We start from the raw sequence: 12540 nt of genomic DNA, 5'->3' as shown, positions 1-12540 counted from the left end.
CGTCGTATTTCATGAGTGAAGAAACCTTCATTGCACCTCAGCCAGAGCACCTCTCGGAGTTGCTGCCGGCTTTCGAATTTGAGTCCTTCATTGCCCAAGGTGGCATGGGGGCCGTCTACAAAGCCAAGCAAAAGTCTCTGGATCGAGATGTCGCGATCAAGATTCTCCCGCGTGAGTTTGGTGCCGACCCGGAGTTCCGGGCCTCCTTTGAAACGGAGGCCAAAGCGATGGCGAAGCTGAATCACGCCAACCTGATAGGGGTGTATGACTATGGGGATGTGGATGGCATGCCCTACATTGTGATGGAGTATGTGGATGGCAGTTCCCTCTATCACTATGCGTGGAACAAGGTGCTGGAGAAAGACCAGGCGGCCACCCTGGCGAAGGCGATCTGTGAAGGCCTGGGACATGCCCATGAGAACGGAATCCTTCACCGGGATATCAAGCCCGCCAACATCCTCCTGACCTCCAAGCTGGATCCCAAGATCGGCGACTTCGGATTGGCGCAGTCGACCGATGGAGAAGGGGATGGGCTGATCATGGGGACCCCGGGGTACACCGCTCCGGAGGTTTTGTTCGATCACCGTCCAGGGGATGCCAAGGCAGACATTTATGGAGTGGGGGTGATTTTTCACGAGTTGGTGACCGGTCAGCGGCCCGATCCGCAGTATCAGGAGGCCTTCAAGACCTGTGGGGACGCGAAGCTGGATGCGATTTGGCGGCGGGCGACGGCGGCAGATCCTTCCCGCAGGTATGGCACGGCGGAAGAAATGGCCAAGGATCTGGGGGCTTGGCTGAATAGTCCGGCTGCTAAGTTGAAGACCGTGGGAACAGCCGGGGTGCAGCGCGCTGCGGTCCTTTCGCCTCCCCATGCTCCGGCGCGGTCCGCGACCCCATTGCCGGGCGCAGTCCCCAAGCGTCCAGCGGCGACGTCTCATGCTTCGAGCGGAGGTGGAGGAGTGCTGGTGCGGAATTTGGTGATCATTGCGGTGTTGATCGCCGGGATCTCCGTGGTTTGGAAAAACCTGAAGAAGGAACAGGAGAATGTCCGCAATGAGAACGAAGCGATTCGGCAGCGCAATGCCGAGACTTTGGAAGCTCAGAAGAAGATGATCGAGGAGGCTCAGAAAGGCTCCTCGGGTGGAGCGGAGAGCGGTTCAACCGCCGAGCGAGATGAGACGACGGAGCAATCCCTGGCTCGTCTGCAGCGGGCTCTGGTGGCTGGGGTGCGTTCCCAGCTTCCTAAGGGCTCAGTCAGCCGAGGAGAATCCGATTTTCTTTTTGTCCAGGAGCCGATGTCGTGGCACGCGGCGGCGAACTATGCCGAGCAGTATGGAGGTCACCTCGCGACCTTGGCGGATGAATCGGAATTCCAATGGATGCTCTCGCTGGTTCCGGATGACGGAACTTTGTGGGTGGGTGCGGGCCGCATGGAGGGCAATCAGTGGGTGCAAGTGGATGGGACTGCCTGGCCGATGAGTTCGACTCCGAATGGGGTGGGCAGCTACGCCAGTCTCGACAAACTGGGCATTGCGCGAGCACGCGAGGAAACGACGGAGATGCCATTTTTGATCGAGTGGGATCGCGATGGGACCAATCCGGGTTCACTTGAATCGATGTTGGTGCGAGCGGCGGAGACTCAGAACCAAGCAGCTCCGAGTTACCCGCCGGGGACACGAATTCAGGACTCGAGGAGGTTCTGTGTGTTTCTGCGTCCGATGACTCAGGCGGAGGCGTCCCGCTTGGCAAAATTGGGTGGCGGAGTGCTGGCCTCGCCAGCGACTCGCGACGAGCAGATTTGGATGGAGGAGGCTCTGAGTAAGGTGGCCGCACCCAAGGGGCTTTGGCTGGGCGGAGAGAAGCAGGGACTCGATTGGACCTGGATGTCTGGGCAAAGCTGGGACGCAACTGCGTGGAGTGAGCGGGCGGTGCCTCAGGTCGGCCGGGAAGGGCTGGTATTTGTCCCCGGGACGGGGTGGATGGATTTCGATCCCGGAGCCCTTGCGGATGGATTCATTGTCGAGTGGAGCAACGACATCAGCTCGGGCTTGGTTTCCGATGAGGGCGAGCCTGCTTTGGCCCATGCGGATGTTGCCAGCTTGCGCAATAAAGCGATCGAACTGGTCGGTGAGCAAGTGGCCAAACGGGACAAGGATCTGGAAGCCAATCTGTCAAAGTTGGTGTGGGATCTGAATGTGTGGCGCCGGGGTCTGAATGCATCGGAGGCCACCCGATGGGGGATCCATGTGGAATCGTTGGTGGAGGATTTGGAGGAGAGCTCCGATCACCGGATTCCGACGCCAGCTTCTTTGGCGGAAAAGGCATCCCTCCAGGTTTCTCCGGACATGAAGAAGTCGATCGACTTCTACCACAACAAGCAGAGCGCGATCGATTCCGCTTACCGCAAGGAGCTGGTGGTGATTCAAAATGCTTACGCCAAGCGCTTGCAGGCGATTGGGGAGGCGTTGCCGAAGGGGAGTGATGAAGTGAGTTCCTCCATCGCCCGCATGATCCAGCATTCGGCGAGTGTCGAAGGCTGGGCCAAGGGGCTGATGAATTCGGCGGGTCAATAAGCGCTTAGTAGAATTTCTGGGGTTGTGGACGGCGATGGAGATCGCGGTCCACGGCCTCTAGATAAACTTTGGGCTGAACGGCGGAGGCGGCCATTTGGGTTTGGGCGGCCAGATGGCTACGCCAGGAGGCAAGTTCGCCTGTAGGAATGGTCTTGGGGTGGGTCACCGGCACGCCCAGTCCGACCAGCGCGGCCAACCAGGTGTCGATGCCCATGGCTGACTGGCCGCGGGGTAGGGCGTGAGCGAGCACGGGGCTCGCGCCTCCTTGCTGATAGAGGGCGACCAGTTCGTCGTGAGCGCCGAGGGATGTGGCAGCGGCTGCGTGATCCCACCAGGCGGAACTTTGTTGGCCATGGAAGCGGTGGTGGAGGGCGGAAAAATCCTGAATCTCCTGAAGTGTTTGGTGACAGGAGTTTTGGTAGAGTCGGCGGCTGGCTTCGCCGACCTGAGATTCGTTCTCGGCCAGGATTCGAGCGATCTGGTGGGCTTCTTGGACGATCAAAGCGAGGCGCGTGCCGGTCAGGGGAGAGGTCCATCCTGCGGCGTCGCCCATGGCGATGAGGTTGCCAACCCATGGGCGTGCGTGATGCCCTGTTTCCCAGGTGTGGAGACGGGCTTCCGAGGAGGGTGTGCCGGACTTCGCGAGAAGGAGTTGTAAGGCGGCATCTTCGCTGAGGAAATCGGGATGGAAGGCCACGCCGATGCCGATGTGTTCGCGGTGTTCGACGCGCCATCGCCAGCCGGACTCGTGAGTTTCGAGGGTGGCTCCTGAGCGGATGGCTTCGCTGCCACGGCGGCGCAGGGCCGTCCAAGCTCGGGTGCAGTGGCCGGGCGCATGATCACCTGTCCAGTGGTGTTCAGGGAGGTGGGAGCGGAGGCCATCGGCGCGAGGGGTCAGGTCGAGAATCCAATCGGCGCGTCGCTCGGTTCCATCCTGAGTGCGCAGGGAAACGAGAGAGTCTCCCGAACATTGAACTTCGACGACGGTGTCGTTGAGGATCTTAGCGCCCGCGGCCTGACATGCCCGGAGCAAGAGTTGGGAAAAGGGTGCGGGAGCGAGCTGGAGACCGCAGATGCCATCAAGGATGCGGATGCTATTGCGGCGGTCTTTCGGAAACAGTTTGCCCGCGCTGAGCAGGGCCATGCCGGTGGTGGATTGGCCCAATCCTTCCGCGTCGGCGAGTCGTGCTAAGGGAGTGGTCAACCCTGTCGGCAGGCTGGAAAAGGGAGCTTCGAAGGCTCGATGGAACTGACCCCGCATGCCCCAGCGCAATGAAAACCCCAAAGACCAGGTGGGGTTGGCGATTTTGTGGAGGTCATCGCGGCCGATGCCTCCGATGGTCGCGAGTTGCTGCCACAGGAGCGGGGTGGTGGTTTCTCCGATGGGATCGGCATCGCCGGGTGTCACCAGAAGGGTGAGCGGGCGGCCGGGCAAAAGGCGCCGCATCAGCAGGGCAGCGAGGGCGGCATCCGGAGCGGGGCCGACGACAAGAAATGTGGGATCGGATTTCATGACCAGTTCCAGGAGGGGGTGCGGGTGGCGGCGAGGATTTCACGGACGCCGAGAGCGGTGGCGGCGGTCTGGGCGTGACGGCGGTGTGCTTGGTGGACGCGTTCGGTTTCCTCCGGTTGGGTGAGATGGACGTTGTCGAAGGGGAGGCGAAGACCGATGAGCAAAGCGAGGTAGCCCTCCAATCCGTAGGCGGAGGGTTGGGTGGGAAGGCTGGCTCCCAGGAGTGGAGAGGGACCAATTTCTCGATATGCGGCGAGGAAGTTCTCAAGATCCGCGAACTGTGCCTGAGCGCGGGAGGTGATCCAGAATGGGGTGTCGAGACGGTGGTTGTGGGCGTGAAGTAAGGCGGTGAGATCGCGGGCCTCTTTGCGCAAAGCGAGGGTGCGTCGGCAGTAGAATTGGCGTTCGACTTCGCCGGGGCAGAAAGCACAAGCTTCAAGCAATTCCGCTAGCCAGCGACATTCATGGGCGAGTTGGGAAAGGCGACCGGTGACGAGAGGTTCGGCGTCCCCCATCGCAGCGCCAATGGCGACGACGTTGCCGACCCACGGGGTTTCGACATGACCGCGTTGGAAGGTTCCGCGGAGGGGTGCGGAGGCCTCTGGATGGGTTTCACGCAGCAGGGCCTCGATGTCTTCGGCGGCATGGTGTTCGGAGGAGAAGACCTGTCCTACCTGAATCGAGTCTTCGTGTTCGATTTGCCAGGACCACCCGTGGGGCTGGGTGCGGAACGTGGTGTGGGGGTGAATGGGGCCTTCGGGACGGGGAACGCGGACCGCGCACCACGCGTCGGCGATCAGTGAGGAAAACTTCAGAAACTCCACTCCCAGTTCACCGCGGATCCAGGCAGCGGCCTGTCCGGAGGCATCCACGTAAAGATCGGCCTCAAGTTGCCCGGATTGCTGGAGGTGAACCCCTCGGAGTTCTCCGTTGGCGGAGTCGACCCGGATGATTTCCTCGTCGAGGATTTGAATGCCCTGTTCCTTTGCGAGGGTTTCGAGAAGTTCGAGGAGGGGTTCGGACTTCAAGTGATAGCCGTAGCCCCCTTGGAGAGCGGGCTTGCCAAGCGGTCCGGTGGGGAAGGCTTTATCGCGTCGAATGAATGCGGCTGAGCGGCTGATGTCTTGGATTTCGACGGCAGCATAGTAGCCGGCAGCTTTGGTGACCCCTTTGGGGATTTGGGTGAATTGAGGGTCGTAAGTGAGGAGGAAATCTTCCCGGGGACCCCATTCGAGGCGGGATCCGAGCTTCCACACGGGCTTCACAGAATGGTGAAGTCGGGCGGGTGAGATGCCGAGGAAGTCATGGAGGAAGCTGGGCAAGGCCGCGTCGGTGCTTTCGTCGGGCAGGGGTGCGGAAAGGTTGGGCGGACGCAGGACGGTGATGTCGATGTTGGAGCCCCGTGCGCGGAGGCTCAGGGCGGCGACAAGGCCGTCGAGCCCGCCGCCGAGAATGAGGATTTTCGGGTTCGCGGTGGAATGCATGGATTTTGCCGACATCAGACCGCATTTCTGTCCCGCGGCAAGGAGGAAGGGTGACTTCGATGCGCGGGATTTCCTGCCGCTGCAGGTGTCTCGGCGGGAATGCCAAAAATCCATTTTGCATGGCACGGCATCGGCCTAGGATGCCGGCGATGGTGTTGGACATGGTGGCTGCGGGGGGCTCGACGATCACTCCGTTTTTCGGGGTGCTGGCCTTGGTGCTGGTGCTCGCGGTATTGGTTTCGTTGTTGTTAGTGAAGTTTCGCCAAAGTCTTTTGGTGGGCTATTTTGCGGTCGGGATCCTGATCGCGAACAGCGGTTTGCTGGGGCTGGTCGGAGCGGGACGGGAGGATCCGGTGATTGGGAATCTGGGGGAGTTAGGAGTGATTTTGTTGATGTTCACTCTCGGCATTGAGTTTTCGCTGGGAGAGTTGCGGCATCTTTGGCGGGTGGCATTGTTCGGAGGCGGATTGCAGGTGGCGCTCTGTGGAGGGGTGGCGGCTTTGGCGGCGGCGCTGGCGGGACTGGGGGGGGCGGAGTGTGCCGTGATCGGGGTGGCGGTGGCATTGAGTTCGACGGCAGTGGCGATGAAATCCTTCCAGGATCTCGGCCAGGCTCACAATCCGGGGGCCCGCGCTTCTTTGGGGATGGCCTTGTTTCAGGATATTTTGGTGATCCTTTTCATCCTGGTGCTCCCTGCCTTGTATGGAAAGGGCAGCAGCCCCTTGGTTGGAGTCGCGACGGCGCTTGGAAAGGGGGCCTTGTTTTTGGGGGCGGCTTTGCTGTTGGGAAAATACGGAGTCACGCCCTTGTTGCACGCCGTGGCACGGACCCGATCGCGGGAGTTGTTCACGCTGACGGTGATTGCTTTGTGTGCGGCGGTGGCACTGGGAGGAGAGGCGCTGAATTTGTCTTTGTCGCTGGGGGCGTTCGCGGCGGGCTTGGTGGTGAGCGAGTCGATCTACGCCCATCGAATCATGGCGGATGTGTTGCCATTCAAAGACCTTTTCCTGACGATCTTCTTTGTCTCGGTGGGGTTGATGATCGATGTCGGAGCGGTTCTGGATCAGTGGTGGTGGGTACTCACGGGAACCCTTTGTTTGCTCGTGATGAAGGCGTTGGTGGTGACAGGGGCGGCGCGGCTGTTGAAGGTGCCGATGAGGCCGGCCTTGTTGGCAGGAGCGAGTTTGGCGAGTACGGGAGAGTTTTCGCTGGTACTGCTTTCCAAAGCAGGGGAGCTGCGGCCGATGGATCCCGGCGTTGAGCAGTTGTTGCTGGCCTGCACGGCGGTATCGATGGGCTTGGTGCCAGGTTTGATGAAGAAAGCCGGTCCGTTCGGGAAGTGGTTGGAGAGCAAAGGATGGATCAAAGCCCACCAACGTCCGCCAGCGGGGATGGCGCTCGGTGCCGCGGTGGGAGGAATCGAGGACCATGCGGTGATCTGTGGTTATGGCCCGGTGGGAAGCTCGCTCAATGAGGCACTGCGGCGTTGTGGGATTGATACTCTGGTGCTGGAGTTGAACGTGGACACGGTGAAACGCCTGAAAAAGGAAGGTCAGCCGGTCTTGTTCGCGGATGCCACGCACCCGGAGGCTTTGGATCTGGCGGCAATTGGGCGGGCGCGAATGGTGGCGTTCACCTTTCCGGCTGTGGAATTGACGGTGGCCGCCTTGCCTTTGGTGCGGGAGCGAAATCCAGGAGTGTGTGTGTTTGCACGGGCTAAGTTTCCGAACGAGGTGGCTCGGCTCGATGCGATGGGAGTCAACGTGATCCACGATGAGGCGGAGAGCGCCGGCGCCATGATTCGTGCGGCGATGAGTGCCTATCAACGGGCGGATCTCGAGGACGAGGAGGTCAAAGAGATCGTGGTGGAGGAGACGGAGGTCTGAGGGGAGTCGAGGGAGGCGGGGATTTTCCCTTGCTCCAAAGGGCGTGGGCCGGGATATCTCCGCGCGAGCCATGTCCGCCGATTCCATTCTCACGACCGTCCGGCAGTATCTGGAGTTCGACCCGACCGTTCCGGTAACGCTGACCCCGATTACCAAAGGCGCATCCGGGAGAACGATTGTGCGGGTGGTCACCGAGGAATACGAGCCGTTCATTGGGATCTCCTGGACCGACGAGCGGCCGGACAATGATTTTTACCCGAAGGTCGCTCATTTTCTGGAGGAAAAGGCGGGCCTGAATGTGGCTTCGATTCTCCACGAGAATCTGAAGTGGCGCGTGGCGCTGGTCGAGGACCTGGGCGATGAAGATCTTCTCGATCTAAAGGATGAGCCCTGGAAAGAGAGGGAGCCCTATTACCGCTCAGCGTTTCGGCAGCTCGACAAATTGTTCTATTGCCGGGCGGCGAAGGACGTGGAGTTCAATCCATCGTTTGATGCCGGGATGTATCGGTGGGAGCAGGAATACTTTTTCGATCATTTCGTGGAAGGTTTGCAGGGTGGGGATGCAGAGGCGTTGCGGGAGGCCCCCGAGTTTTTGCAGCTGGCGGATCGGCTGGGGGCCTCGGCCAAGCATCTGGTGCATCGGGATTTCCAGTCGCAGAACCTCATGCGAGTCGATGGAAAGGCCTATTGGATCGATTTTCAGGGCATGCGCCGGGGTCGCCAGGAATACGATTTGGCCTCGTTGATCTATGATCCCTACATGGACCATAGTGCTGAGGAGCGGGAAAAGTTGATGGACCTCTGGGAGGACATTGCCGAGGACCGCCCGGCGGAGCAGGTTTTTCGGGAGTGTGCTGCGCAGCGCCTGATGCAGGCGTTGGGGGCTTACGGGAATATTTTGAGGAATCGGAAGGACGAATGGTATCGTCCGCATGTGCCGGTGGCGGCGCGGTTTTTGGCGGAGGTCACCGAAGGGCTGCCAATTGGAGAAAAGCTGAAACCGGTGTTGGAGTCGGCGATCGGCTGACGTTTCGCTTTCCACCCCCGCCACAGACGCTATCGGTCGGGCCGTGATTCGGATCGAGCATCCACGATTGGCTGGAGCGGTCGTCGCCTTGGGCGTCGGCTTGCTGATGCTGGCGGGGACCCCCTCGATTCCTGCCTTGGAGCGGGCGGATCGGCGGGTTTTCTCTGGGTTGTATGGAGGGAATCCTGAGATTGAGGGGATGGGGAGCGCGACGGACCCGCGGCAGATTGTTCGTGCTGCGCCACCAGCGGAAGTGGAGCCGTTGAGTTTGCTGACCTTGGAGGAGGACCCGGAGGGGTGGTTTGAAGCGATGCCGCCGCCGCCCTCGGATGTGGCGGTGGTGCTGGCGCGTCTTCATGGTGCGGGTCTTTCCCATTTGGGATTCGGATACCCGTTGCAGTGGGAAGAGCCGGATGTGCTGGCCTTGCAGGCGATGCGCGGGGTGATGGATCGTTTTGATGGGCTGGTTTTGGGCTTTCCGCTGAAAGATTCGACGGCTGGAGAACCCGTCGCTGCGCCATTTTTGCGGGCTTCCATTGATGAAGACCGAGTGTCGGGGGATGTGACAGAACTTCCTGTGGTCAACGCGGTGCGCGGCGTGGCACCTGAGTTGGGTGGGCGTCGGACGCTTGCTGGCTTCACCCGGTTGGAGAGCGAGAAGGAAGAATCGGAACGCACGTATCTGTTGGCTCGGTGGGGCGACCGGGTGGTTTTTTCGTTGCCGCTGGCACTGGAGATCGCGCGACTAGAATTACCCTTTGACGAGGTGGATATTGAGGTGGGTCAAGTGATCCGGTTGGGTGCGAACGGTCCGAGGATTCCCATTGATTTTCGTGGTCGAGCCCGTTTGCCCGAGGAGATTCCTGAGGTCAACCGGGTGCCCTTGAAGGCGGTGATTGAAGAATCAGTCCCGAGTGAGGTGCTGGAGGGTCGTCATCCGGTGCTGGTGGCTGATGGGCGGGTTTTGGCTCCCAAAGAAGATGTGGCCTGGGCTTCTGGCGTGGCTGCCGTGGATGCGTTGATACGCTCGGCCCCGGTGCGAACATCGCTCACTCCGGTGCCACGATTTCACGGCTTGGCTGAGCTGGGATTGCTGCTGGGCGGTGCATTGATGAGCGCCGGGCTGATGCGGGGGCGGATGATCGAATTGCGAGCGGCGACGGCTGCTGGGTTGACGGTCGGACTGGTGGTTTTGTCGGCGGTGGTTTTGAGACAGGCTCACCTTCATCCGCCGTTGCTGGCCTTGGCTGTTTTGCCGTTGAGTGCCTTTCTTGCGAGCGAGTATGCTCGATGGTCAAACCGAGTGGGCGTCGTGAAAAGTGATGAGCAGGAAACTCTGGTCGAGAAGGCGGCCGCGGCGGCGAAGAAGAAACCCCGTCGCAAGCGCAAGCGATAGGCGGGCACCGGCTTGCATTGGAGGCGTCTCCGTGGTCGGGTGGTGCCAGCGCCATGAGCTTGCAGAACTCCACCGACAAAGCCGAAGCCCTCATTGAGGCTCTCCCTTATCTTCAGGCCTTCCGAGGGAAGACGTTTCTCATCAAGATGGGAGGTTCCGCGATGGAAGACCCCGAATTGGTGCGCAAAGTAATGCGGGACATCGTCTTTCTTGAGGTTGCCGGAATCCACCCGATTGTCGTTCACGGCGGCGGCAAGGCGATTTCTGCCGCCATGAAGACGGCCGGGCTGGAAGCGGAGTTCATCGGTGGTTTCCGGAAAACCAGCGAGGAGGCGATCGGGATCGTGGAGAAAGTCCTTTCGAATGAGATCAATCCCGGGTTGGTGCAGATGATCCGGGAGTTTGGAGGCAAGGCGACGGGCATTCCCGGCACGGATGTTTTTCTGGGCGAGAAGATGCGCGCGAAAGATGCCGCCGGCCAACCGGTCGACATTGGGCGCGTCGGCGAAGTGGTCGGCTGTCAGCTGGCCAACATGGAGCCCGCATTTCGAGCGGGGATCGTGCCGGTGATTTCCCCATTGGCCGCTGAGTTGGCGACGGGAAAGCCTCTGAATATCAATGCCGATCTGGCCGCGGCGGCCTTGGCGAAGGAGCTGCGAGTTTCTAAGCTGGTGTACCTTTCCGATGTTCCAGGAGTGATGCGTGATCCGTCTTTCCCCGACACCCTGATTCATTCGATCAACCGCCAAGAGGCGGAGGCATTGATGTCCGACGGAACAATCACTGGAGGCATGATCCCGAAGATCCGAAGTGCGATGGATGCGCTGAATGCAGGGGTTCGAAAAGTTCACTTTGTCGACGGCCGACTTCCTCACGCCTTACTCCTCGAGATCTTCACGGACGGCGGCATTGGGACGGAAGTCACCCGATGAAATCCGTCCCCCATCGAGATCCTAACGAGCTTGATGGGAAAAGGACTCCATGACTTGAGCGTCTCGTGATCTCCAGGTGAATCCCCTACCTTGTATGGACGAACCCTTCGAAATTCTCGGTGATGACTACTGGATGCGCCAGGCGCTTCGGGAGGCCAAACGCGCGTATGATGCGACGGAGGTACCGATCGGTGCGGTGGTCGTCCGCGAAGGCAGGATCATTGGTCGGGCCTGGAATCAGGTGGAAACCCTCAAGGACGCGACGGCGCATGCGGAGATGCTGGCTCTCACGGCGGCTCAGCAAGCTGTCGGAGATTGGCGGCTGGAAGGCTGCACGCTTTATGTGACCAAGGAGCCTTGCCCGATGTGTGCGGGGGCGATCGTTCACTGTCGGCCTGACCGTGTGGTTTTTGGATGTCCTGATGAAAAGGCAGGAGCTGCCGGTGGATGGATCCATTTGCTGGATGCAAACCCGCCATTGAATCATCGCTGTGAGACGGTCTCGGGAGTTCTCGGGGAGGAATGTCTGGCATTGATTCAGGGATTCTTTCGCGAGGCCAGAGCGAAGAAGAAAGCGCTGCGGGATGCAGCGAAAGCGCATCCTGATGAACTCGCCTGATATGGGGCGGGTGGCGTTGCTGGCGGGTATGGTGCTGAGTTCTTGCAGCACTCTGGAGTTCTATTCTCAGGCCGCGGTGGGTCAGCTCGATGTGATGCGTCGGACGCATCCGAACGAGCAGGTATTGAAAGCGACGGAGGATCCCGATCTGCGGGATCGGCTCGAACTTACGGCGCGGCTGTTAACCTTTGCAGAAAGCGAACTGAAGATGCCCAGCGGCGGTGCCTATGAAAGGTATGCCGATTTGGAACGGGATCATTTGGTGTGGGTGCTGCACGCAGCGCCCGAGCTATCGATGGAGCCGAAGAAGTGGTGGTATCCGATCGTTGGTCGGCAGGCATATCGAGGTTACTTTCGTGAAGATTTGGCGCGGAGGGAGGGGGCCAAACTCGAGGCACAGGGTTACGAAGTGTGGTCCGGAGGGGTGGATGCATTTTCCACTCTGGGTTGGTTTCGTGACCCGGTGCTGAACACCTTTGCAGACTACGATGAGGTGGATTTTGCCGAAACGATCTTCCACGAGTTGGTGCATCGAAAATACTACATAGCTGGTAAGACCGATGAGAACGAGGCACTGGCTGAGGCGGTCGCGAGGGAAGGTGTGCGGCGTTGGTATCGACATACAGGGCGTCCGCAGCTGGTCGTGAAGTACGAGGAGCGCCTGAGGAAGCTCGCGCTTGCCCGTGAAGCCATCGTTTCGACGTCTGAGCGGCTGCGTGAGATTTATGCGAGCGAGAGGAGCGATGAGCAAAAGCGCGAGGCGAAACAAGAGGCATTGAATCGGCTTCACCGAAAATTGCGTGCCTTGAGAACCCGTTGGGGGCGGGGTTTGACGTCATGGATCGAGGAGCCGGTGAACAACGCACGACTGAATGCGTTCACCACCTATGAGGAGCGCGTGCCCCACTACACGAAATGGATCGAAGAAGCCGGGGGGGATTTTGAGAGGTTTTGGGAACGAGTGAAAGCCGCTGAATAGTTGGCCAGGTGGTCGCGGTGGCATCGCCGCTGCGATGGGCGGTGGGTCCAATGGAGGGGGAGGCTCGGTTCGACCGACGCCGGGGCTTTCGGAACGAAGGGAGATTTCCGGGAGAGAGGTTGGTGAGATTT

9 protein-coding genes are annotated in these 12540 nt (G+C 60.2%); 7 read left to right on the top strand and 2 right to left on the bottom strand.

Annotated features, from left to right (window positions below; translation table 11 throughout):
* The first annotated feature begins 11 nt into the window (after positions 1 to 11).
* The gene (locus HNR46_RS13410; RefSeq protein ID WP_184019636.1) at positions 12 to 2573 is read left to right on the top strand and encodes a protein kinase domain-containing protein; all 2562 of its coding nucleotides are present in this window, start codon (positions 12 to 14) and stop codon (positions 2571 to 2573) included.
* A gap of 4 nt (positions 2574 to 2577) precedes the next feature.
* Here HNR46_RS13410 and HNR46_RS13405 read toward each other — a convergent pair whose 3' ends face one another.
* Positions 2578 to 4086 carry a tryptophan 7-halogenase gene (locus HNR46_RS13405; RefSeq protein ID WP_184019632.1) on the bottom strand — a complete coding sequence of 503 codons (1509 nt, stop codon included), beginning with the start codon at positions 4084 to 4086 and terminating at the stop codon, positions 2578 to 2580.
* Positions 4083 to 5570, bottom strand: coding sequence for a tryptophan 7-halogenase (locus HNR46_RS13400; RefSeq protein WP_184019630.1), 1488 nt, complete (start codon positions 5568 to 5570; stop codon positions 4083 to 4085). The genes HNR46_RS13405 and HNR46_RS13400 overlap by 4 nt, the downstream gene beginning before the upstream one ends.
* A 119-nt stretch (positions 5571 to 5689) precedes the next feature.
* Between HNR46_RS13400 and HNR46_RS13395 the strand changes: the two genes are divergently transcribed.
* The 6 genes from HNR46_RS13395 to HNR46_RS13370 all read left to right on the top strand — a co-directional run bounded on the left by HNR46_RS13395 (position 5690) and on the right by HNR46_RS13370 (position 12409).
* Positions 5690 to 7456 (top strand): cation:proton antiporter, encoded by a 1767-nt coding sequence (locus HNR46_RS13395; RefSeq protein WP_221285164.1) that lies wholly within the window; start codon positions 5690 to 5692, stop codon positions 7454 to 7456.
* Positions 7457 to 7526: 70 nt separating this feature from the next.
* Positions 7527 to 8483 (top strand): phosphotransferase, encoded by a 957-nt coding sequence (locus HNR46_RS13390; protein ID WP_184019626.1) that lies wholly within the window; start codon positions 7527 to 7529, stop codon positions 8481 to 8483.
* Positions 8484 to 8526: 43 nt separating this feature from the next.
* Positions 8527 to 9879, top strand: coding sequence for a hypothetical protein (locus HNR46_RS13385; RefSeq protein ID WP_184019624.1), 1353 nt, complete (start codon positions 8527 to 8529; stop codon positions 9877 to 9879).
* Positions 9880 to 9932: 53 nt separating this feature from the next.
* Positions 9933 to 10811: an acetylglutamate kinase gene (gene argB, locus HNR46_RS13380; RefSeq protein WP_184019622.1), complete on the top strand. Its 879-nt coding sequence runs from the start codon at positions 9933 to 9935 to the stop codon at positions 10809 to 10811.
* 94 nt (positions 10812 to 10905) lie between these two features.
* Positions 10906 to 11430 carry a tRNA adenosine(34) deaminase TadA gene (tadA, locus tag HNR46_RS13375; protein ID WP_184019620.1) on the top strand — a complete coding sequence of 175 codons (525 nt, stop codon included), beginning with the start codon at positions 10906 to 10908 and terminating at the stop codon, positions 11428 to 11430.
* Positions 11417 to 12409, top strand: coding sequence for an aminopeptidase (locus tag HNR46_RS13370; protein ID WP_184019618.1), 993 nt, complete (start codon positions 11417 to 11419; stop codon positions 12407 to 12409). The genes tadA and HNR46_RS13370 overlap by 14 nt, the downstream gene beginning before the upstream one ends.
* Positions 12410 to 12540 lie beyond the last annotated feature (131 nt).

It is taken from the genome of Haloferula luteola (assembly GCF_014201715.1).
GTDB classification, from domain to species: Bacteria; Verrucomicrobiota; Verrucomicrobiia; order Verrucomicrobiales; family Akkermansiaceae; genus Haloferula; species Haloferula luteola.
This window is presented reverse-complemented; position numbering and strand designations above follow the sequence as displayed.